The 21,351-nt window shown below is 70.7% G+C and carries 15 protein-coding genes; 12 read left to right on the top strand and 3 right to left on the bottom strand.

Annotation, left to right across the window (positions count from 1 at the left end; genetic code table 11):
- Nucleotides 1-108: 108 nt before the first annotated feature.
- Complete coding sequence (locus tag EAT51_RS12530; protein ID WP_228257925.1) at nt 109-1,536, bottom strand: hypothetical protein; 1,428 nt, start codon at nt 1,534-1,536, stop codon at nt 109-111.
- Between the two features lie 271 nt (nt 1,537-1,807).
- On the opposite strand from EAT51_RS12530, the gene acs reads away from it, so the two are divergent.
- From acs to EAT51_RS20800, 6 genes are all read left to right on the top strand, one after another.
- The gene (gene acs, locus EAT51_RS12525) at nt 1,808-3,760 is read left to right on the top strand and encodes an acetate--CoA ligase (RefSeq protein WP_130520705.1); all 1,953 of its coding nucleotides are present in this window, start codon (nt 1,808-1,810) and stop codon (nt 3,758-3,760) included.
- Between the two features lie 117 nt (nt 3,761-3,877).
- Nucleotides 3,878-4,546 carry a response regulator transcription factor gene (locus EAT51_RS12520; protein ID WP_130520703.1) on the top strand — a complete coding sequence of 223 codons (669 nt, stop codon included), beginning with the start codon at nt 3,878-3,880 and terminating at the stop codon, nt 4,544-4,546.
- 120 nt (nt 4,547-4,666) lie between these two features.
- On the top strand, nt 4,667-6,373 hold the full coding sequence (gene aceK, locus EAT51_RS12515; protein ID WP_130561704.1) for a bifunctional isocitrate dehydrogenase kinase/phosphatase: 1,707 nt from the start codon (nt 4,667-4,669) through the stop codon (nt 6,371-6,373).
- Between the two features lie 239 nt (nt 6,374-6,612).
- A complete protein-coding gene (mgtE, locus tag EAT51_RS12510; RefSeq protein ID WP_130520699.1) occupies nt 6,613-7,995 on the top strand; it encodes a magnesium transporter in 1,383 nt (460 codons plus the stop codon).
- Between the two features lie 460 nt (nt 7,996-8,455).
- Entirely contained in the window at nt 8,456-11,161 is a 2,706-nt protein-coding gene (locus EAT51_RS12505; RefSeq protein ID WP_130520697.1) for a bifunctional acetate--CoA ligase family protein/GNAT family N-acetyltransferase, read from the top strand.
- A 121-nt stretch (nt 11,162-11,282) separates the two neighbouring features.
- Entirely contained in the window at nt 11,283-12,245 is a 963-nt protein-coding gene (locus EAT51_RS20800) for a hypothetical protein (protein ID WP_130531892.1), read from the top strand.
- A gap of 218 nt (nt 12,246-12,463) precedes the next feature.
- Here EAT51_RS20800 and EAT51_RS12495 read toward each other — a convergent pair whose 3' ends face one another.
- A complete protein-coding gene (locus tag EAT51_RS12495) occupies nt 12,464-13,882 on the bottom strand; it encodes a hypothetical protein (RefSeq protein WP_130561703.1) in 1,419 nt (472 codons plus the stop codon).
- 213 nt (nt 13,883-14,095) lie between these two features.
- Here EAT51_RS12495 and EAT51_RS12490 point away from each other — a divergent pair, with 213 nt between their 5' ends.
- The 6 genes from EAT51_RS12490 (at nt 14,096) to EAT51_RS12465 (ending at nt 20,869) form a co-directional block, all read left to right on the top strand.
- Entirely contained in the window at nt 14,096-15,172 is a 1,077-nt protein-coding gene (locus EAT51_RS12490; RefSeq protein ID WP_228257924.1) for an alpha/beta hydrolase, read from the top strand.
- A gap of 4 nt (nt 15,173-15,176) precedes the next feature.
- A complete protein-coding gene (locus EAT51_RS12485) occupies nt 15,177-16,829 on the top strand; it encodes a long-chain-fatty-acid--CoA ligase (protein WP_130520691.1) in 1,653 nt (550 codons plus the stop codon).
- Between the two features lie 190 nt (nt 16,830-17,019).
- A complete protein-coding gene (locus EAT51_RS12480) occupies nt 17,020-17,496 on the top strand; it encodes a hypothetical protein (RefSeq protein WP_130520689.1) in 477 nt (158 codons plus the stop codon).
- A gap of 299 nt (nt 17,497-17,795) precedes the next feature.
- Nucleotides 17,796-18,761 (top strand): TerC family protein, encoded by a 966-nt coding sequence (locus tag EAT51_RS12475; protein ID WP_130520687.1) that lies wholly within the window; start codon nt 17,796-17,798, stop codon nt 18,759-18,761.
- 97 nt (nt 18,762-18,858) lie between these two features.
- On the top strand, nt 18,859-19,662 hold the full coding sequence (locus EAT51_RS12470; protein WP_130520685.1) for a rhomboid family intramembrane serine protease: 804 nt from the start codon (nt 18,859-18,861) through the stop codon (nt 19,660-19,662).
- A 25-nt stretch (nt 19,663-19,687) separates the two neighbouring features.
- Nucleotides 19,688-20,869, top strand: coding sequence for a glycoside hydrolase family 18 protein (locus tag EAT51_RS12465; protein ID WP_130520683.1), 1,182 nt, complete (start codon nt 19,688-19,690; stop codon nt 20,867-20,869).
- On the opposite strand, the gene EAT51_RS12460 is transcribed toward EAT51_RS12465, so the two are convergent.
- The gene (locus EAT51_RS12460; protein ID WP_130520681.1) at nt 20,853-21,269 is read right to left on the bottom strand and encodes an acyl-CoA thioesterase; all 417 of its coding nucleotides are present in this window, start codon (nt 21,267-21,269) and stop codon (nt 20,853-20,855) included. The two genes, EAT51_RS12465 and EAT51_RS12460, sit on opposite strands and share 17 nt — an antisense overlap.
- Nucleotides 21,270-21,351: the final 82 nt, after the last annotated feature.

The following is a 21,351-nucleotide window of genomic DNA, read 5'->3' as shown; positions in this document are numbered from 1 at the left end:
AAGCTGGATGCCGTGGTGCTGGCGTGGATGTCAGTTGGCCATGGAGCAGCCGTGGGTCTCGCGCCGGAAGGCGAGCCCTTCCGGCGCGTGTCAGGCAGGTACAGCGCCCTAGAAGGTGTACTGGGCGCTGACGCTGACCTGGTTGCCGCTTTCGGTGGTGGTGTTGGCGGTGGTGCCGACCGTGTGCTCGAGCTTGTCGTGCATCGCCTCCAGGCCCAGCTTGTAGGGACCGTTGGCGTAGATCAGGTTGAGCGCGGTCTGGCGGTTGCCCAGCAGGCCCACGGCCGTGCCGCGCCAGCGCAGCACGTCGTCCTTGTCGGGGTTGTCCACCGCGTAGAACGCGTTGAGGCTCCAGTTCTTGTTGAAGCTGTAGCCCACCTGCGCGTAGCCGCCGGTTTCGGAGATGTCGCCGAACTGCGAGAGCGCGCCGAAGTTCTGGCCCATGCCGTTGCCGGTGAAGGCGAACGCCTTGATGTTCCAGTTGCCGGGCTTGACCATGCCGCCCACTTCGAAGGCGGTGCTCTTGATGTCCGAACGGATCGGCGTGGGCGTGGCACCGTCGACGCCGCTCAGGTCGATCTTGGAATAGTGCCCGGCGGCATAGGCCACCCAGTTGCTGCCGGCCACGCGCACGCGCGCCTCGACCTGCGGGTTGAAGCCGGCATTGCCGCCGGTGAGGTAGTTGGTGGTGCTGCCCGGGCCGGACCAGTTGCCGCTGAAGGCGCCCACGTCCAGGCGCCACTTCGGGCCATCCGAACCGTGGTTGAGGTCCTGCATGACCACCACGCCCGGATAGCGCCAGCCGATCATGCCGGTGCCGAAGCCGAGCGGGAAGGCCACGTGGGCGACCGAGTCGGGCACGTTGTCCAGCGGGAACATCAGCGTCCACTGCTGGCCCACGCGCACCTTGGTGCCGGTGGCGGCATTGTCCATGTCCAGGTAGGCCTGGCGCAGGCGCGGGACCGGCTGCTGGCCGCTGTAGGCGCCGGTGCCGTTGTTGCCGCCGAAGAAATCCATCTCCAGGCGCGCGCCGCCGGTCCAGTGCTCACCCATCTTGGCGCCGGTGATGTCCACCCAGAAGCGGGTGTTGCGGATGTCCACGCCGCTCAGGTCGCCCTTGCCGCCGGGCGTGGGCCACTCAGCGTTCTGGCCGTTGCCGAAGTTGAACGGCCGCGACTGTTCGAACGCCGTGGCGTTGACGAAGCCGTGGAAGGCCACCGACATGCCCGGCGCGGTCGTGAACTGCGGCGCGGCCGGCTTGGCGGCGGCGGTAGCCTTGACCTCATCCAATTGGGTCTTGGTGTCGGCCACCTGGGTCTGGGTCTGGCTGACCTGGCTCTGGGTCTGCACGACCTGCGCCTGGGTCTGCTGCTGCGCCGAGAGCAGCTGCTGCACCTGCGCCTCGAGCTGGGCGACACGCGCCTCGAGCGCCTTCTCCTTCTTCGACTGCGCCAGGGCCACGCCCGGCGCCATCAAGGCCACGATCATGGCGAGCGCCAATGGGCGACGCGCCATCGTTGCGATGCGTGTGGTCATGCTCCCCTCTCCCAAGAGTCCGGTGATTCACCGCGGCGCGCCCTCCCCTTTGCGAGAGCGCGATGTGCGCCGCAGATTGCGCACGCATGACAGCGCCCACCATTCGCCTTTGGTCTCAAAACAAGGGCTTTAAGACCATGGTCTAAGCCAGCTGCTGCACTGCGCAAACAGTGGATCGGTCAAACTTCAAGGCCTCGACAAGTCGCTGGCCGCACCCCGCAACGGTTGGTCCATCCGCCACGTTCCAAGCAAGATGAGGTAAGGAGATTCCATGTCTGATCTGTATCCCGTCGATCCCGCATTCGCCAGCCAGGCCCTGGTCGATGCGCAGGCCTATGCGCGCGACTACAAGGCGTCGGTGGAAGCACCCGACGCGTTCTGGGCCAAGGCGGCGCAGCGACTGGACTGGATGAAGGCGCCGACGCAGATCAAGGACGTCAGCTTCGACATCGACGACTTCCGCATCAACTGGTTCGCCGATGGCGAACTCAACGCCAGCGTCAACTGCCTGGACCGCCAGCTGGAGAAGCGCGGCGACAAGATCGCCCTGCTGTTCGAACCCGACAGCCCCGACAGCCCCGACAGCCAGAGTGTTGGTGTGACCTATCGCGAGCTGCATGCACGCGTGTGCAAGCTGGCCAACGCGCTGCGCAAGCTCGGCGTGGTCAAGGGCGACCGGGTCACCATCTACCTGCCGATGATCCCCGACGCGGCCGTGGCGATGCTGGCCTGCGCGCGCATCGGCGCGGTGCACTCGGTGGTGTTCGGCGGCTTCGCGCCCAACTCCATCGCCGACCGCGTATCCGACTGCGGCAGCAAGCTGATCATCACCGCCGACGAAGGCCTGCGCGGCAGCAAGAAGGTGCCGCTCAAGGCCAATGTCGATGCCGCGCTCAAGCTGCCCGGCACCAACAGCGTGGAGACCGTGCTGGTGGTGCGCCACACCGGCGGCGCGGTGCAGATGCAGGCCCCGCGCGACCGCTGGTTCCACGACGTGGTTGAGGGCCAGCCGGAGACCTGCGAGCCCGAGCGCATGAACGCCGAGGATCCGCTGTTCATCCTCTACACCTCCGGCAGCACCGGCAAGCCCAAGGGCGTGCTGCACACCACCGGCGGCTACCTGCTGTGGGCGGCCTATACGCACGAGGTGGTGTTCGACCTGAAGGAGGACGACATCTACTGGTGCACGGCCGACGTGGGCTGGGTCACCGGCCACAGCTACATCGTCTACGGCCCGCTGGCCAACGGCGCCACCTCGCTGATCTTCGAGGGCGTGCCCAACTACCCGAGCAACTCGCGCTTCTGGGAGGTCGTGGACAAGCACCAGGTCACGCTGTTCTACACCGCGCCCACCGCGATCCGCGCGCTGATGCGCGATGGCGACGCGCCGGTGAAGAAGACCTCGCGCAAGAGCCTGCGCCTGCTCGGCACGGTCGGCGAGCCGATCAACCCCGAGGCCTGGCGTTGGTATTACGAGGTGGTCGGCGATTCCCGCTGCCCGATCGTGGACACCTGGTGGCAGACCGAGACCGGCGGCCACATGATCACGCCGATCCCCGGCGCCACCCCGCTCAAGCCCGGCTCGGCCACCGTGCCCTTCTTCGGCGTGCAGCCGGCGCTGGTGGACGCCAACGGCGCCGAGCTGGACGGCGCGGCCGAGGGCAACCTGGTGATCAAGGACTCCTGGCCGGGCCAGATGCGCACGGTCTACGGCGACCACCAGCGCTTCATCGACACCTATTTCCGCACCTATCCGGGCACCTATTTCACCGGCGACGGCTGCCGCCGCGATGCCGATGGCTATTACTGGATCACCGGCCGGGTGGACGATGTCATCAACGTCTCCGGCCACCGCATCGGCACGGCCGAGGTGGAGAGCGCGCTGGTCTCGCATCCCAAGGTGGCCGAAGCGGCGGTGGTGGGCTTCCCGCACGACATCAAGGGCCAGGGCATCTATGCCTACGTCACCCTGGTGGCCGGCGAGATGCCCAGCGAGGAGTTGCACAAGGAGCTGATCGCCCACGTGCGCAAGGAGATCGGTCCGATCGCCTCGCCCGACCACCTGCAGTGGGCGCCGGGCCTGCCCAAGACGCGCTCGGGCAAGATCATGCGCCGCATCCTGCGCAAGATCGCCGAGAACGCGCCCGACCAGCTCGGCGACACCTCGACCCTGGCCGACCCCTCGGTGGTCGATTCACTGGTGTCCGAGCGCAAGGTCAAATAAGACGTGATGGCGGCCGTGGGCAAGGAAGCATCGAAAGCCGATCGCCTGGTCTGGCACTATGCCAGTCGTACGGCGCACGACGCGTCGGACGCTTCCGTCCCCACGCCCCCCGCCTCCATGACCACACTGCTCATCGCCGACGACCATCCCCTGTTCCGGGAGGCCCTGCGCGGCGCCGTGCAGCGCGTGCTGCCCGGCGTGTCCCTGCACGAGGCCGACAGCGTCGATGCGCTGTACGCGCTGGTCGAGGCCAACCCCGACGCCGACCTGCTCCTGCTGGACCTCAACATGCCCGGCGCGCACGGCTTCAATGCGCTGGTGCACCTGCGCGCGCTGCATCCGCAGCTGCCGGTGGTGGTGGTGTCCGCGCGCGAGGAACCCTCGGTGATGCGCCGCGCGCTGGACCATGGCGCGCTGGGCTTCATCCCCAAGTCGGCCGACTCGGACACCATCGGCGAGGCCATCGGCCTGGTGCTGGACGGCGAGCGCTGGGCGCCGGAGGAGGCGCACAACGCGCCGGCCATCGGCCGCGACGAGCAAGAGGTCGCCCAGCGTCTGCGCGACCTGACCCCGCAGCAGTTCCGCGTGCTGCAGATGCTCGGCGCCGGCCGGCTCAACAAGCAGATCGCCTACGACCTGGGCGTGTCCGAGGCCACCATCAAGGCGCACGTCACCGCGATCCTGCGCAAGCTGGGCGTCACCAACCGCACTCAGGCGGTGCTGATGGCCGGGCGGCTGTCGGTGGATCCGGATGGGCTGACGCCGCCGCCGGAAGATCAGGACTGATCGAGGCAGGGGTGAGCGAAGAGGAATGAGAAGTGAGAAAAAGCAAACAGCACCGCGCTGTCATGCATTGCTCCTCGCCTTCGCTCACTCCTCACTCCTCTTCGCTCACTTCTCGCCCGCATGGACGACGCCGCCGCCTACGCCAGCCTGATCGACGAGGCCTTCGCCGATTACCACGCCCGCTTCGCGGACATCACCCGGCGCGCCAAGACGCGCTTCGAGCAGCGCGACTGGAACGGCGCGCGCGACGATGCGGTCGAACGCATCGCGCTCTACGACGCCTGCGTGGACGAGTGCCGGCTGCGCCTGCAGGCGGTGATGGGCCAGCGCGCGTTCGACCGCACGCTGTGGCACGCCATCCGCGCGCGCTACGCGGCGCTGATCGACACCCAGATCGACCGTGAGCTGTACAAGACCTTCTACAACACGCTGACCCGGCGCTTCTTCCGCACCCAGGGCGTGGATGCGCAGGTCGAGTTCGTGGCGCTGGACATCGCGCCCACCGAGGCCATCACCCATCCGGTGGCGCGGCACAACTACCTGGTCTCGCAGACCCGGCCGATGGACACCTTCGCCCGGCTGCTGGGCGACTACGTCTTCGCCGTGCCCTATGCGCACCAGGCGCGCTGCGCGGCGGCCATCGCCGTGCGCCTGCACGACGACCTGACCGGCTGGGGCGAGCCGGTGCGCGCGGTGGAGCTGCTGGACACGGTGTTCTACCGCGAACGCCGCGCCTACCTGGTCGGCCGCGTGCTGGGCGAGACGCGCTTCGCCCCGTGCATGATCGCGCTGATCCACGACGAGGCCGGCCTGCGCGCTGACGCGGTGCTGACCCGGCGCGCGGACGTGGCCCAGCTGTTCGGCATCTCGCGCAGCTACTTCCACGCCGACCTGCCCACGGTGGGCGACGCGGTGGTGTTCCTGCGCACGCTGCTGCCGCACAAGCCCATCGACGAGCTGTACACCGTGCTGGGCCGCGCCAAGCAGGGCAAGACCGAGCGCTTCCGCACCTTCTACCACCACTTCAACGACCATCCCGGCGAGCAGCTGATCCAGGCTGAGGGCACGCGTGGCCTGGTGATGGCGGTGTTCACCCTGCCCAGCTATCCGCTGGTGTTCAAGCTGATCCGCGACCGCTTCGCCGAGACCAAGCAGGTCACGCGCCAGGACGTGGAGGACCGCTACGCGCTGGTGTTCAACCGCGACCGCGTCGGCCGCCTGCTCGATGCGCAGCCCTACCGCTCGCTGCGCTTCCCGCTGGCGCGCTTCGCCCCGGCGCTGCTGGAGGAGCTGCAGCAGACCTGCGCCAGCAGCCTGAGCTTCGAGGGCGAGGACGTGATCATCGCCCTGTGCTACGTGCAGCGCCGCCTGCGCCCGCTCAACCTGTACCTGCGCGAGCAGCCGGCCGAGGCCGCCCGCGCGGCGGCGCTGGACTACGGCCAGGCCATCGTCGACATGGCGCGCAACAACATCTTCCCCGGCGACATGCTGCTGAAGAACTTCGGCGTCTCGCGCCATGGGCGGGTGGTGTTCTACGACTACGACGAGGTGCGGCTGATCACCGACTGCCGCTTCCGCGACTGGCCCCAGGCGCAGAGCTACGAGGAACAGATGGCCGACGAGCCCTGGTTCCATGTCGCGCCGGGCGATGTGTTCCCCGAGCGCTTCGCGCAGTTCATGGGCCTGCCCGCCGCGCTGACGCAGGCCGTGCGCGCGGTGCATGGCCAGCTGTTCGACCCGGCCTGGTGGCGAGAGCTGCAGGCCGCGCTGGCGCAGGACCGCTATCCCGACACGCCGCCTTATCCGCCCTCGCTGCGCGTGGCCTGAACGCCGCGACCATCGGCCATGCCGCATCGCGAGAAAGTGGTTGACGCTTCGAGGATGCAGGCACAGACTTCCGCCCGCCCGGCGCAGGCCACAGCGCGCCGGTCCCTTTCGTGAAGCTTTCCTCCTCATGCCCAGCGACCCTTCCAGTCGATCTTGTCTGCCGTCAACGGTGGCTGCGCGCTGAGTCCTGATCGGGTTCGGCCAGGCGGCCGTTGCGGCTGCCCAACCAGGCCGTCCCGATGAACCTGAAGCACTTCTCCTTCAAGACCACCGACCCGGTGGCCGCCCAGCTGGACGCGCTGCGTCCGCTCAACACCGCCGACGTGGTCGAGCGGCTCAACAAGCTCAAGCCCGCCCTGGCCGATGCGACCTTCGCCGGCCTGTCCGACGAGCGCGCGATCAACGTGCTAGAAGCGCCCGAACTGTTGCGCGCCCCGCAGCTGCTGCAGGCCCTGCCGCGGCCGCGCCGGGCGTGCGTGCTCGAAGGCATGGCCGACGACCGCGCCGCCGACGTGGTCCAGGCGCTGGAGCTGACCGACCAGGCCACGGTCCTGGCCGACCTGGCCGCGTGCGCGCCGGCCAGCGCGCACGCGATACAGAAGCTGATGCGCTACCGCCCGCGCACCGCCGGCGCGCTGATGACCACCGAATACGTCGGCGTGCCCGCCGACTGGACCGTGGCCCAGACCCTGGACCACGTGCGCGAGGTCGAGCGCAAGCGCGAGACCGTCTATGCCATCTACGTGCTCGCCCCGGGCAGCGACGTGCTGCAGCAGGTGGTGACCCTGCGCCGGCTGATCACCGGCGCGCCGGGCGACAACATCCTCAGCGTGGCCCAGGTCAATCCGCCGGTCACCGTCTCGCCGCTGACCGACCAGCAGGAGGTCGCGCGCCTGATCCGCCGCCACGACCTGCTCTCGCTGGCCGTGGTCGACGAGCAGCGCCGCATGCTGGGCATCGTCACCGTGGACGACATCATCGACACGATGATGGAGGAGAGCACCGAGGACGCGCACAAGTTCGGCGGTATGGAGGCGCTGGACGCGCCGTACATGCAGATCGGCTTCTGGCGGATGATCCGCAAGCGCGCCGGCTGGCTGTGCGCGCTGTTCCTGGGCGAGATGCTCACCGCCAGCGCGATGCAGCACTTCGAGGGCGAGCTGGACAAGGCGCTGGTGCTGACCTTGTTCATCCCGCTGATCATGAGCTCGGGCGGCAACTCCGGTTCGCAGGCGACCTCGCTGTTGATCCGCGCCCTGGCCCTGGGCGAGCTGCGCCTGCGCGACTGGTGGAAGGTGGCCCTGCGCGAGCTGCCCACCGGCATGCTGCTCGGCGCGATCCTGGGCGTGATCGCCATCGTGCGCGTGGTGGCCTGGCAGCAGCTGGGCATCTACGACTACGGCCCGCACTGGCCGCTGGTGGCCCTGACCGTGGGCGCGGCGCTGGTGGGCATCGTGACCTTCGGCTCGCTGGCCGGCTCGATGCTGCCGTTCGTGCTGCAGCGGCTGCGCTTCGACCCGGCCAGCGCCTCGGCGCCGTTCGTGGCCACGCTGGTGGACGTCACCGGCCTGGTCATCTACTTCAGCATCGCCCTGCTGATTTTGAGCGGGACGCTGCTGTAGGCGCGCGGCGAGCGCGGTTCGTTGAAGCCACCATTGGCGAAGAGGCCACAAGGGCGGCCTCCACCGGTAGAGCGGAGCTTGCTCCGCTGCGTTTCGGCCGGATGATCGGGAAGGCCCAGCGGAGCAAGCTCCGCTCTACAAGGAGGCCGCGATGCGCTGGGAAGAGACAACGGCTGCCACGCACGCTGGGCGCCTCCCCTTTCGCGCAGCGAAGGGGGAGGCTGGGAGGGGGTGCTTTTCAGCTTTCCCGCGGAGAGCACCCCCTCCCCTCAGTCGCTAGGTCGCGACTTCGAGCTCCTCTTGGCCTGCGGCCAAAGGGAGGGGACTAAGCGCGCATCGCCGACGCGTAAGGAGACCTTTGCTCCTCCTCACGCGTTCGCGCGGCGCGTCATGCAGGGGCGCCGCCGGGGCGTGTAACGTGTGGGGCGATGCCCCGCTTCCAGGCCGCCGCTACCACCGCATGAGCACCTACCGCCTCAAGTCCGTGTTCGCGCCGGCCTCGATCGCCATCATCGGCGGCAGCCCGCGCGATCGCTCGGCCGGGCGGGCGGTGGTGCGCAACCTGCGCGCGGCCGGCTTCCCCGGGCGGATCGCCTGGATCAATGCGCGCTACAAGCGCATCGACGAGGTCGACACCGTGCCGCGGCTGTCCGACCTGGACTACGTGCCGGACCTGGTGATCGTCACCACCCCAGCGCACACCGTGCCCAAGGTCGTGGCCAACGCCGCCCAGCGCGGGGTGGCCGCGGCCATCATCCTCACCGCCGGGCTCGGCCACGGCTCCGGCTCGCTGGCCGAGGCCACCGAACGCGCCGCGCGCGCCCACGGCCTGCGCCTGCTCGGGCCGCACTGCCTGGGCGTGATCGCCCCGCACGCGCGGCTCAACGCCAGCATCGCCGCGCACACGCCGATGGCCGGCGACCTGGCGCTGATCTCCGAGTCCTCGGCCATCGCCGCGGCGCTGGTCGAGTGGGGCGTGCAGCACCAGGTCGGGTTTTCGGCGGTGGTGTCGCTGGGCGATGCGATCGACGTGGACTTCAGCGATCTGCTGGACCACTTCGCCATCGACCACCGCACCCGCGCGATCCTGCTCTACGTCGAATCGATCCGCGACGCGCGCAAGTTCATGTCCGCCGCACGCGCGGCCGCGCGCGCCAAGCCGGTGGTGGTGGTCAAGTCCGGCGTGGCCCGCGCCGGCGGCGGCGAGGACACCCACAGCCAGTCGCTGGCCCGGCCCGATGCGATCTACGACGCGGCCTTCCGCCGCGCCGGGCTGTTGCGCGTGGGCGCGCTGGACGAGCTGTTCGCCGCGGCGCAGACGCTGGGCCGGCTGGGCACCTTCCCCGGCCGGCGCCTGGCGATCCTGTCCAACGGCGGTGGCGTGGGCGCGCTGGCGCGCGACCAGCTGACCCTGCTCGGCGGCAGCCTGGCCACGCTGTCGCCGGCCACGGTGCAGCGCCTGGACGGCGTGCTGCCGCACGGCTGGACGCGCGAGAACCCGGTGGACATCGTGGTCGACGCCGATGGTGAGCGCTACGCGACCGCGGTCGAGGCGCTGCTGGCCGACCCCGACAACGACGCCCTGCTGGTGGTCAACGTGCCGACGGCGTTCACCTCCTCGGCCGATGCCGCCAGCGCGCTGGTGCGCAGCGCCGGCGCGCGCCCGCGCCACAGCCATGCCAAGCCGGTGTTCGCGGTGTGGCTGGGCGGCGGCGAGGCGGCGCTGTCCACGCTCAACGCGGCGCAGATCCCCAGCTACGCCACCGAGGCCGATGCGGTGGCCGGCTTCATGCACCTGGTGCGCTACCGGCAGGCGCAGACCGCGCTGATGGAGACCCCGCCCAGCCTGCCCGAGGACTTCGTGGTCGATGCCGCCGCCGCGCGCGCGCTGGTCGAACAGACCTTGAGCGAGGGACGGCGCTATCTGGACCCGGTCGCCGCCAACGCGGTGCTGCGCGCCTACGGCATCCCGACCGCGCAGCTGTGGGTGGCGGCCGACGCCGACGCCGCGGTGCGCTTCGCCCAGCCGCTGCTGGAGCAGGGCCAGCCGGTGGCGCTGAAGGTGCTCTCGCCGGACATCCCCAACAAGTCCGATGTCGATGGCGTGCGCCTGAACCTGGTCTCGGCCGAGGCCGTGCATATGGCCGCGCAGACGCTGATCGAGCGCGCCCGGCGGCTGCGCCCGGACGCGCGCATCGATGGCGTGGTGGTGCAGGCGACGGTGCTGCGGCCCAAGGCGCGCGAGCTGATCGCTGGCATCGCCGACGATGCGGTGTTCGGCCCGGTGATCGTGTTCGGCCGCGGCGGCACCGCCGCCGAGGTGATCGACGATGTGGCCCTGGCGCTGCCGCCGCTGGACCTGCGCCTGGCCCATGAGCTGATCGGCCGCACCCGCGTCTCGCGCATCCTCAAGGCCTATCGCGACGTGCCCGCCGCCGACGAACGCGCCGTGGCCCTGGTGCTGGTCAAGCTGGCGCAGCTGGCCGCCGATCTGCCCGAGATCCGCAGCCTGGACATCAACCCGCTGCTGGCCGACGCCACCGGCGTGGTGGCGGTGGACGCGCGTATCGCCGTGGCTCCCTCGCGCGCGCTGCACAAGGGCCGCGGACATCCGCGCTTCGCCGTGTTCCCCTATCCCAAGGAATGGGAGCGCACCCTGGCCCTGAGCGATGGCGGCACGGTCTTCGTGCGGCCGGTGCGGCCGGAGGACGACGCGCTGTTCCGCGCCTTCTTCGCCCGCGTCACCGACGAGGACCTGCGCCTGCGCTTCTTCCAGTCGGTCAAGCATTTCAGCCACGAGTTCATCGCCCGCCTGACCCAGCTGGACTACGCGCGTTCGATCGCGCTGGTGGCCATCGACCCGGCCAACGGCGAGATGCTCGGCGCGGTGCGGCTGCTGGCCGATGCCGATTACGATCGCGGCGAGTACGGCATCCTGGTGCGCTCGGACCAGAAGGGCGCCGGCCTGGGCTGGCAGCTGATGCGGATCATGATCGAGTACGCGCACTGGCAGGGCCTGCGCCAGGTCGAGGGCCAGGTGCTGCGCGAGAACCGCACCATGCTGGCCATGTGCCAGCAGCTGGGCTTCACTCTCAGGCCCGATCCGGACGACCCGTCCATCGTCAACGTCACCCTGCCGATCCAGAGCGCCCGCGCGCAGACCTGAGCGGCAAAACGGGCCCGGTGTCACCTTCCGGGACTTGCCCCCTGTTGCGATGCGGCGGCGGCGCGTTAGGCTCGTCCCATGCGCCGCAGGGCACGGATGCGGCAACAAGGGGCGTGACGTGGTGCGGGTGGCGATCGTGGGTTCGGATGTGCAGACCGAAGTGGCGCTGATGCGTCGCCTGCAGCGCATTGCCGCCCTGCCCGCCGACAGCCTGACGCTGATCCACAACCCCGACGGCTGCGACCTGCTGGTGCTGCAAGAGGCATCGACCACGCGCGTGGCCGGCGCGCGCCTGGCGCAGGAGCGCCCGGCCCGGCCGCTGTGGCTGATCGATGCCGGCGGGCGCCTGTCCGACCCGCGCCAGGGCGCCGCGCCGCTGCACGAGCAGGCGATCCGGGAGGTGCTGCAGGCCCTGCACGCCCCGCATGCGCAGGCCGACGTCGCCCCGTCCACCCCGGCACGCCCCTTCGCCGAGCAGCTGCGCGAGCACCTGCAGGCCCGGCGCACGCAGGCGGTGCTCTCGCTCGATGGGGTGGACGTGCTGCATCTGGATTTCGTCGCCGGCCAGGCCGTGCCACTGCACAGCGCGCGCCAGGCGGTGGACAACGTGCCCGGGCTGCTGGGGCCGGGCTTCGACCGGCTGGTGCTGCGCGAGGTGGCGTTCGCGCCGGCCGGCCAGGCCCCGCGCCTGGCCCTGACCCCGTTGCTGTGGCAGACCGCGCTGCGCATGCGCATGGTGCCGAAACTGATCGCGCCGCTGACCGAGACCACCGCGTTGCGCATGCGCCAGTGGCCGGACTTCCGCGTGCTGGCCCACCGCCATGACGACTTCCGGCTGTGCTCGCTGCTGCTCAAGCAGGCCATGACCGCCACCGAGGCCGCTGCGCAGCTGGACATGGACCCCGGCGCGGCGCGCGCCTTCTTCAACGCCGCCTATCTCAGCGGCCACGCCGTGCTGGAAGGCGAGGCGGACGCCCTCGCCACCGCTTCCCCCGACGCGCCACCACCGCCGCCCGGCACCTCGCCCCTGGCGCGGCTGTGGCAGCGCCTGCGCGGCAGCGCGCGCCGCCGCGCCGGCGACTGAGCCAGCCCGTACCGAGCCTGCCTGCACGACCGCGACGATCGTGACGCCTCCGGTGTCGCGTCACTCGAAACCGCCAGCAACCTTCTGCCGTCGCTCCAGTCGGCACGCGGAGCGTGCGTGACGAGGTCGCATCGCGTCGGACTTGGCACGGAAAACATGGCATCGGTCGCTGAGCGCGCAAACCCCGAGCCCCGCGGCCACCCAGGCGATCAAGCGGCTCAGTGCACCAGCTCCTCGGACGGCCGCGTGCCGCGCTCGACCCAAGCGTGCAGTGCGTTCCAGGCCGCCACCGTCTGCGCCGGATCGAAGCCGCAATGCGTGTAGCCCACCACGCCGCCGATCGGCAGTGGTGCCTTCACCCCCGGCACGGTGAACTGCACCAGGCGCGCGTCGTTGCCGGCCTGGTGGACGATGCGGCCCAGGCCCTGCGACTGCGCATAGGGCACCAGCGAATCGATCCGGTTGTGCAGGGTCACCAGCGGCACCTGGAAGCGGCCGGTGGCCTGGTGCCAGCGCCGCGCGTAGGCGATGGCCGCCGGGTCGGCGCCGAAGCGCTGCACCTGTCGGTTGAACACGGCCAACTCCTTGGCGCTCATGTCCGGCACGCGATAGACCTTGCCCTGGTTGCCGTACAGCTGGCCACCCATGGTCTGGCGCAGATCGTCGGCGCCCAGGGCGAGGGTGAGCAGCGGATAGGCGACCGAGGCCGGCTCGTTCTCGAAGCCGCCGATCGCCGCGACCTGCCGCGCGATGCGCGCCTCGGGCCCGTCGGGGCGTTCCTGCGCCGCCTTGAACAGCGCCAGCACCGGCGTGGCGAGGCGGGCCATCTGCGTCCCGCGCAACTGCTCCGGATCGGTCGCATCGCCCGGCGGCGGCACGGTGGGCAGCGCGGTGCGCAGCGCGTCCTGCTCGCCCGGCAGGGCGTAGGGCGTGCCGCGGGTCAGCTGGTTCCAGGCCACGCGCATGTCGAACAGCTGCGCGAACAGCGGCTCCCAGCCCTCGGTCACCCCGCACATCGCCAGCCCGCCGGCGAAGGCCTGCGGGTACTGCTCCAGCAGCGAGAGCACGATGTTGCCGCCCATCGAGCTGCCGCTGACATAGACCTTGTCCGCGCCCAGGCGCACCAGGAAATCGCGCAGCCGCAGCGTGTTGACCGTCGCGGTCTCCACGCCCATGCCGGCCTTGGCGTAGGCGCTGTGCCCGGCCGCCAGGCCCGCGTCGTAGGCGGCCTTCAGGACCTCGGTCGCGCCAGTGCCCGGGGCGGTGGGGTCATCGAGCACGTTCACGGGGCTGCCCGGCGTGGAGTATCCATGCGCGTAGAGCAGGGCATCGTGGTTCCATCGCGCTGGAATGGCGACGGCGAACTGATCGCCGCCGAGCTTGCCGCCCAGCAGCAGGCCGCCCTCCGGGCCAGGCACGACGCTGACCTCGGTCGCGCCAAGCGCGGCGGCACGCGCGGCCAAGGCTCGCTGCGCGCTGGTCGGCTCGGTCGGCGCCTCGGCCGGGGCGGTCGCGGAGGTGTCCGCCGCGGGGCGCGCAGGCGTGACGGCCTGGTGCGTGGCGCTGCAGGCGGATACCAGCGTCATGGTCAGCAGCGTCATGGCCACGCCGCGCGCACGCCGTGCGATCGGATTCATGCGGAAACTCCCTCGAATGACCGGGCCGAGTGTATGGCCTTGCGGAGGGCTCCTCCCGTGGACGTGCCGCGGCCCTGTCCCGGCAGAGGTCACAGGCAAGGCAAGTCCAGTCGACGGGGCAAGCGCCCTGTGCGGCGCAGCATGACCCGGCGCAGGCGATCAGGCAGCTTGGCGGGACAGGAGTGAGCCCCTTCCATCCGCTGGAGCACCGCGTTGAGAACCGCCATCCTTTCTTGTGGGGCCCTGCTCGCGCTGTTCGCCTCGATGTGGACGGTGCGCGCCGCCGAGACGCCCGATCCGCGCGTGCCGCTCAACGGCGTGCAGGTGCCGCTGTCGGCCTTCGCCTCGCCCGAGGCGCGCGTGCGCCTCCAGGCCATGCTCGATGCGCAGGCCCGCGGCGAGGGCCCCGGCCAGGACATCGCCGCGGCGCGTGCGTTCTACGACGCGCAGAACAGCGACCGCGTGGCGCGCATGCGCAAGCTGTGGCCGGTGCGCACCAGCGAGCAGCGCTTCGACGGCGTGCTGGCCGACGTGGCCGAGCCGGCCGACGGCATCGCGTCGGCCAACAAGACGCGCGTGCTGATCAACCTGCACGGCGGCGCCTTCCTGTGGGGCGCGCGCAGCGGCGCGCTGGCCGAGGCCATCCCGATCGCCGGCGTGGGCAAAATCAAGGTGGTCTCGGTGGATTACCGACAGGGGCCGGAATACAGCTTCCCCGCCGCCAGCGAGGACGTGGAAACCGTCTACCGCGCGCTGCTGCGCGACCACCGCCCGCAGGACATCGGCATCTACGGCTGCTCGGCCGGCGGCTATCTCACCGCGCAGGCGGTGGCGCGCCTGATCTCCAAGCAGCTGCCGCTGCCCGGCGCGATCGGCACCTTCTGCGGATCGCTGGCCGCGCCCGATGGCGATTCCATCTACACCTCGGCCGCGCTGGAGGGGCAGAAGGTGCCCGCCGGCCCGCCCAGGCTCTCGGACTACCCGTACTTCCGCGGCGCCGACCTGTCCGATCCGCTGGTGTTCCCGGCCAACTCGCAGGCCATCCTCGCCCGCTTCCCGCCCACGCTGCTGATCAGCGGCAGCCGCGACTTCGCCCTGAGCTCGGTGCTGCACAGCCACGCGCTGCTCGACGCGGCCGGCGTGGACGCCGAACTGCATGTGTGGGACGGCATGTGGCACGCGTTCTTCGTCGATCCCGAGCTGCCCGAGTCGCGCCAGGCCTATGCGGTGATCTGGCGCTTCTTCGACCGCCACCTCGGCCAGGCGCCGGCCGCGGGCAAGGGGCGCTAGGACCATGGGCCTGCGCTACGCCACTCCGGCCGAAGGCCATTACGACTATCCGCTGCACGTGGGCCAGCTGCTGCGCAGCGCGCTGGAGACCCGCAGCGGCCAGTCCATCCTCGGCAGCGACGGACGCCGCCACGACTATCCCGAGTTCGGCCGGCGCGTGCACCGCCTGGCCAACGTCCTGACCGCGCTTGGCGTTTCGCCGGGCGATGTGGTCGCGGTGATGGACTGGGACAGCCATCGCTATCAGGAGTGCTACTTCGCCATCCCGATGCTGGGCGCGGTGCTGCAGACGGTCAACGTGCGCCTGTCGCCCGAGCAGATCGCCTACACGCTGCGCGACACCGGCGCGCGCGTGGTGCTCTTCCACGCCGACTTCGCCGCGCTGGTGGCGCAGCTGGCCACGCAGCTGCCGCAGCTGGAGCGCTTCGTGCTGACCCATGACGGCCAGCCGCCGGCTTCGCTGTCGCTGGCCGTCGCAGGTGAGTACGAAGCGCTGCTGGCCGCGGCCGAGGACCGGCACGCCTTCGTGGACATCGACGAGCGCGCGCTGGCCACCACCTTCCACACCACCGGCACCACCGGCGACCCGAAGGCGGTGGCCTTCTCGCACTGCCAGCTGGTGCTGCACACGCTGGCCGTCGGCACCACGCTGGGCACGCAGCCCGAGGGCCAGGGGCTGCGCCACGGCGATGTCTACATGCCGGTGACGCCGATGTTCCACGTGCATGCCTGGGGCCTGCCGTACCTGGCCACGCTGCTGGGCCTCAAGCAGGTCTATCCCGGCCGCTACGTGCCGGCGCAGCTGCTGCGGCTGCGCCGCGAGGAGGGCGTGACCTTCTCCCACTGCGTGCCGACCATCCTGCAGATGCTGTTGGACGCCTTCGGCCCCGAGGACCCGGTCGACCGGCGCTGGACCATCATCGTCGGCGGCTCGGTGCAGCCGCGCGCGCTGCATCGCGCCGCGGCCGCCAAGGGCATCACCGCGCTGTCCGGCTACGGCATGTCCGAGACCGCGCCGGTGCTGAGCATCGCGCGCTCGTTCGCGGCGCCGGGCGCGCAGCGCGAGACCGAGCTGTGCAGCGCCGGGCACCCGGTCCCGCTGGCGCAGCTGCGCGTGGTCGACCCGGACATGCAGCCGCTGCCAGCCGATGGCCAGCACCAGGGCGAACTGGTCGCGCGCACGCCGTGGCTGACGGCCAGCTACGGCGGCAACGTCCAGGCCGGCGAGGCCCTGTGGCGGGGTGGCTGGCTGCACACCCAGGACGTGGCCAGCATCGCCGCCGATGGCCGCGTGGTGATCCGCGACCGGCTCAAGGACGTGATCAAGACCGGCGGCGAATGGGTGTCCTCGGCGCAAATGGAGGACCTGACCGTGGCCGGCCCCGGCATCTGCGCCGCCTCGTACGTGGGCGTGGCCGATCCGCGCTGGGGCGAGCGGCCGGTGGCCTTCGTGGTGCCCGCCGAGGGCGTACAGGTCTCGCTGGAGGGCGTGCGCGCGCACCTGCAGCAGCACGTGGACAGCGGCGCGATCAGCCGCTACGCCCTGCCCGACGAACTGATCGTGGTCGAGGAGCTGCCACGCACCAGCGTGGGCAAGATCGACAAGAAGGCCCTGCGCGCGCGCCTGGCGCAGCGCGACGCCTTCCAGCGCGATTGATCCGGCCAGGGCGAGCGATGCGCTGGCGGCGTGCCGGCGCCAGTGGACGGCACGCACCGTCACGGACAGGCATCGCGCCGGCCAGCCTGGGTTTAAGGCGCGGCTGCTAGCGTGCATGGGTGATCCCTGCCGGCCTGCTGGCCAGACGGCCCGCACCGCGCAACGGACACGCACCGCAAGGTCTGCCGCCATGAAGTCCATCGCCGTCGTCTCCCTGTTGCTGCTCTGCGCGCCGCTCGCCGCCCTGGCCCAGACCCAGCCGCTGAACCTCAAGCTCAAGGACGACACCAGCTTCTCCGGCGCGGGCGATCCGCCGGGCACCTATTACGGCGACCACAGCGGCCCGGTCGTGGAGACCGACCCGGCCCGGCCGGTGTCCGAACTGGACGACGGCAAGGCCCACGTGCATGGCGCCTTCACCACCGGCATCGGCTATTCCAAGGGCTACGGCAGCAGCACCTACAACGCGGCCGACCTGAGCGTGGCCAAGGCCTTCACCAGCGACGAGGGACGCACCAGCGTGATGCGCATGGACATCCACGTCAGCAAGAGCGATGGCCCGTTCGGCGGCGGCCCCTATGGCGGCTACTACGGGCGGGGTTACCCGGGTCCGCGCTCGGCCTCCGGCGCGGCGATGCGCTGGTCGGCGGCCGACGACGCGCCGTGACAATGCGGACAGATCGGCCCTGATCTGAACGACCCGCTCAGCCTGGGCGTTGACCCGGCGCGTGCCGCGCCGCGACAATCGCCCACAGAAGGGGAGTAGCTCCCACGCGCTGCGATCGTCATGACGGGCTTCACGCCCCGGTCCAGCGGCAACCGGCCCACTGCTAGGGCCGGCTGTGAGCGAGACCTTCGCCGCAACGGCGAAGGTGTGTGTCCCGGATCTCCTTCTTTCCCGGATTCCGTGCGCTTCACTGGACTCGTCGCAGCCTTCGTCCCTCGGCTTACGCGTGGAGCATTCGCATGCAGACAATTGCAAACCCCTGGCTGTGGGGTGGATTCGTGGTGGTGGTGATCGCCGCCCTGTTGGCCGACCTGGTGCTGATGCGCCACGGCGGCCCGCACAAGGTCACCTTCAAGGAAGCGCTGTGGTGGTCGATCGGCTGGGTCGCCCTGGCCCTGGCCTTTAACGCCGGCCTGTGGTGGTACTTGCACCAGACCATCGACGCGGCCAACGCCAACCGCATCAGCCTGGAATTCCTGACCGGCTACCTGGTCGAGAAGTCGCTGGCGGTGGACAACATCTTTGTATTCCTGATGGTGATGTCCTACTTCGCCGTGCCCGAGGAGCAGCGCCAGCGCGTGCTGGTGATCGGCGTGTTGGGCGCGATCTTCCTGCGCGCGATCATGATCTTCGCCGGCGCCGCGCTGCTGACCAAGTTCCACTGGCTGCTGTACGTGTTCGGCGCGTTCCTGCTGTTCACCGGTATCAAGATGTGGTTCTCGGCCGGCAGCGAGCCCGACCTTGAAGCCAATCCGGCGCTGAAGTTCATGCGCAAGCATCTGCGCCTGACCGATGGCTACGTCGGCCACGACCTGTCGGTGAAGCGCGATGGCAAGCGCTGGTTCACGCCGCTGTTCGTGGTGCTGATCCTGATCGCGGTGACCGACGTGATCTTCGCGGTCGACTCGATCCCGGCGATCTTTGCCATCACCACCGACCCGTTCATCGTGCTGACCTCCAACGTGTTCGCGGTGCTGGGCCTGCGCGCGATGTTCTTCCTGCTGGCCGGCATGGCCGATCGCTTCCATCTGCTCCCCTACGGCCTGGCGGTGGTGCTGGTCTACATCGGCGCCAAGATGCTGCTGATCGATGTGGTCAAGATCCCGGTGCTGGTGTCGCTGGGCGTGGTGTTCGGCATCCTGGCAGTCACGGTGTGGCTGAGCCTGGTGCGGCCGCAGAAGCCGCAGGCCGGTCCGCAGGCGTAAGCCTGCCGGATCGGTGAGCGACCCGCGCCGCGGCGTTCCATCCATGGGACGTCGCGGCGCGCTTGTTTTCGCAGCCTGGCGGCGCCATCGAAGCGGGATGGACGCCTACCACCCCGACGATCCGCGCTACGACGCGCAGGCCCAGGCCCGTGCCGACCGGCGGCGCCTGCTGCGGGCCTTCAACGCGTCGCTGGCCTTCGTGCTGCTGCTGGTGCTGTGCTACTGGATGCAGTCCAGCTTCGACTGGCGGGCCTTGGCGATCGCGCCGCACACCGTGCAGGGCCTGGTCGGCATCCTGACCGCGCCGCTGCTGCATGGCTCGGTCGAACACATCGCCTCCAACGCCATCGCCCTGCTGATGCTGGGCACGCTGGCCGGGAGCGTGTACCCGAAGGCCACGCTGCGCGCGTGGCCGCTGCTGTGGCTGGGCTCGGGCCTGGGGGCGTGGTGGCTGGGCGATGCCGGCACGCGCCATCTGGGCGCCAGCGGGCTGGGCCACGGGCTGATGTTCCTGGTGATCGGGCTGGGCCTGCTGCGCCGCGATCGTGCGTCGATCGCCGCCGGCCTGATCGCCTTCCTGTTCTATGGCGGCATGCTGCTGACCGTGCTGCCGCGCGAGCCCGGCGTGTCCTGGCAGGCGCACCTGGGCGGCGCGGTGGCCGGGCTGCTGGCGGCCTGGTGGCTGCGCCGCGCCGACCCGCCGCTGCCGCGCAAGCGCTACAGCTGGGAAGTGGAAGAGGAACTGGCCGCGCAGGCGCACGACGAGGACGCCAGCACGCTCGAGCCGCCCTCGCCGCGCGAGGTGCCGGTGCTGTGGCAGCCGGCGCCGCCGGGCCGCGGCACGGTGCTGGTGTTTCCGCCCCGGCCTCCGCAGGACGCGTCAGGTCAGCGGCTAGACTAGCCGGCCGTTCGCTGCCGGCCCTGCCATGCGCCTGATCGCCTCTTCCGGCCTGTCGGCCGTGCTGGCCTGCCTGCTGACCCTTACCGGCTGCGCCAGCGCGCCTTCGCCGGCGCAGCCAACCGTCCCGCGCACGCCGCTCACCCTGGTCGGCTACGTCACCGCCGGCGAACCGGTCCGCGCCAGCGCCGCCGGCAAGCTGGACGTGGCCAACTTCGCCTTCGCCGCGCCCGATGCCGCGCACCGGGTCAGCCTGGGCACGACGCAGAATGCCGCCGCGCTGTCCGCGCTGGTGCGTCTGCGCCAGCAGGCGCCGGGCCTGCGCGTGGTGCTGTCCATCGGCGGCTGGGGCGCCGGGCATTTCTCCGAGGCGGCGGCCACGCCGCAGGCGCGCGCGGTCTTCGTCGACAGCGCCATGGCGCTGCTGCGCCAGTACGACCTGGACGGGCTGGACATCGACTGGGAGTACCCGACCCTGGCCGATGCCGGCATCAGCGCCAGCGCCGACGACAAAGCGCACTTCACCGCGCTGCTAGGCGACTTGCGCGCGGCGCTGGACGCGCAGGGCGCGCGCGACGGGCGCCGCTATCTGTTGACCATCGCCGCGGCCGAGGGTCGGCTGGCCTCGGGCCTGGACCTGCCGGCGATCGCGCCGCTGCTGGACTGGATCAACCTGATGACCTACGACTTCTACGGCAGCCTGACCCCGACCACCGGGCATGCCGCCGCGCTGGGACGGTCGCGGCTGGCGCCGGCCGATGCGCGCACGACCGAGGCGGCGGTGGACAGCTTCCTGCGCGCTGGCGTGCCGGCGGCCAAGCTGCACGTGGGCATGGCGTTCTACGGGCGCCGCTTCGGCGAGGTCGCGTCGCAGCAGGCGGGGCTGCTGCAGCCCTACCGCAGCGATGGCGGCTTCATTTCGTATCGCCAGATCGTGGAAGGCGACCTGGTCGGCAGCGGCGGCTTCGAGTCCCACTGGGATCCGCAGGCGCGCGCGGCCTGGCTGTGGAATCCGCGCAGCGCGCAGATGATCAGCTACGAAGACCCGCGCGCCCTGCGCGAGAAGGTCGCCTACGCCCGCGCCCAGGGCCTGGGCGGGGTGATGTTCTGGGAGCTGCACCAGGACCACGGCCAGGACTTGCTGGACGTGGTGCGCCAGGCGATCGACGACCCGGCGGCCGCCCGCCCGGATCTCATCCCTGCGCGCTAGCCACCGGCAGCGGCGGGGCGGCGGTCGGGCGTCCCAGCGGATCCAGCGCGATCATCACGAAGCGCCCGCGCGTGCACAGCTTGCGCTCGCCGCTGAGCAGGTCCTCGGTGACCACTTCCACGTCCACGTTCATCGAGCTGCGCCCGACCTTGACGATGGTGGCGATGACCTCGACCAGGTCGCCCTTGCGGATCGGCTGGTTGAAGTCCACCTGCTCCGAACGCGCGGTGACGACCGTGGTGCGCGCGTAGCGCGAGGCGACGATGAAGGCGGCCATGTCCATCCAGGCCAGCGCCTGACCACCGAACAGCGTGCCCAGGTGGTTGGTGTGGTCGGGAAAGACCATGTGCAACAGGCGCGCCTCGGTGGGGCGGGCTTCGGCGGCGGGGGCCTCGGACATGCGGACAAGCTCCTGATCGGGGGGACGGCCGCGCAGGCGACGGCCGGGCGACCATTGTCGCGCGCCGGAACCGCGCGCGGCG

The sequence above is a fragment of the Pseudoxanthomonas winnipegensis genome (assembly GCF_004283755.1).
GTDB lineage: Bacteria > Pseudomonadota > Gammaproteobacteria > Xanthomonadales > Xanthomonadaceae > Pseudoxanthomonas_A > Pseudoxanthomonas_A winnipegensis.
Note: the sequence above shows the minus strand (reverse complement) of the source record. Positions and strands in the feature narration are given on the sequence as shown.

Bases quoted from the DNA above. Each gene is read 5' to 3' on its own strand.
- EAT51_RS12530 (WP_228257925.1), bottom strand. From the start codon at position 1,536: ATGACCACACGCATCGCAACGATGGCGCGTCGCCCATTGGCGCTCGCC.
- acs (WP_130520705.1), top strand. From the start codon at position 1,808: ATGTCTGATCTGTATCCCGTCGATCCCGCATTCGCCAGCCAGGCCCTG.
- EAT51_RS12520 (WP_130520703.1), top strand. From the start codon at position 3,878: ATGACCACACTGCTCATCGCCGACGACCATCCCCTGTTCCGGGAGGCC.
- aceK (WP_130561704.1), top strand. From the start codon at position 4,667: ATGGACGACGCCGCCGCCTACGCCAGCCTGATCGACGAGGCCTTCGCC.
- mgtE (WP_130520699.1), top strand. From the start codon at position 6,613: ATGAACCTGAAGCACTTCTCCTTCAAGACCACCGACCCGGTGGCCGCC.
- EAT51_RS12505 (WP_130520697.1), top strand. From the start codon at position 8,456: ATGAGCACCTACCGCCTCAAGTCCGTGTTCGCGCCGGCCTCGATCGCC.
- EAT51_RS12495 (WP_130561703.1), bottom strand. From the start codon at position 13,882: ATGAATCCGATCGCACGGCGTGCGCGCGGCGTGGCCATGACGCTGCTG.
- EAT51_RS12485 (WP_130520691.1), top strand. From the start codon at position 15,177: ATGGGCCTGCGCTACGCCACTCCGGCCGAAGGCCATTACGACTATCCG.
- EAT51_RS12480 (WP_130520689.1), top strand. From the start codon at position 17,020: ATGAAGTCCATCGCCGTCGTCTCCCTGTTGCTGCTCTGCGCGCCGCTC.
- EAT51_RS12475 (WP_130520687.1), top strand. From the start codon at position 17,796: ATGCAGACAATTGCAAACCCCTGGCTGTGGGGTGGATTCGTGGTGGTG.
- EAT51_RS12470 (WP_130520685.1), top strand. From the start codon at position 18,859: ATGGACGCCTACCACCCCGACGATCCGCGCTACGACGCGCAGGCCCAG.
- EAT51_RS12465 (WP_130520683.1), top strand. From the start codon at position 19,688: ATGCGCCTGATCGCCTCTTCCGGCCTGTCGGCCGTGCTGGCCTGCCTG.
- EAT51_RS12460 (WP_130520681.1), bottom strand. From the start codon at position 21,269: ATGTCCGAGGCCCCCGCCGCCGAAGCCCGCCCCACCGAGGCGCGCCTG.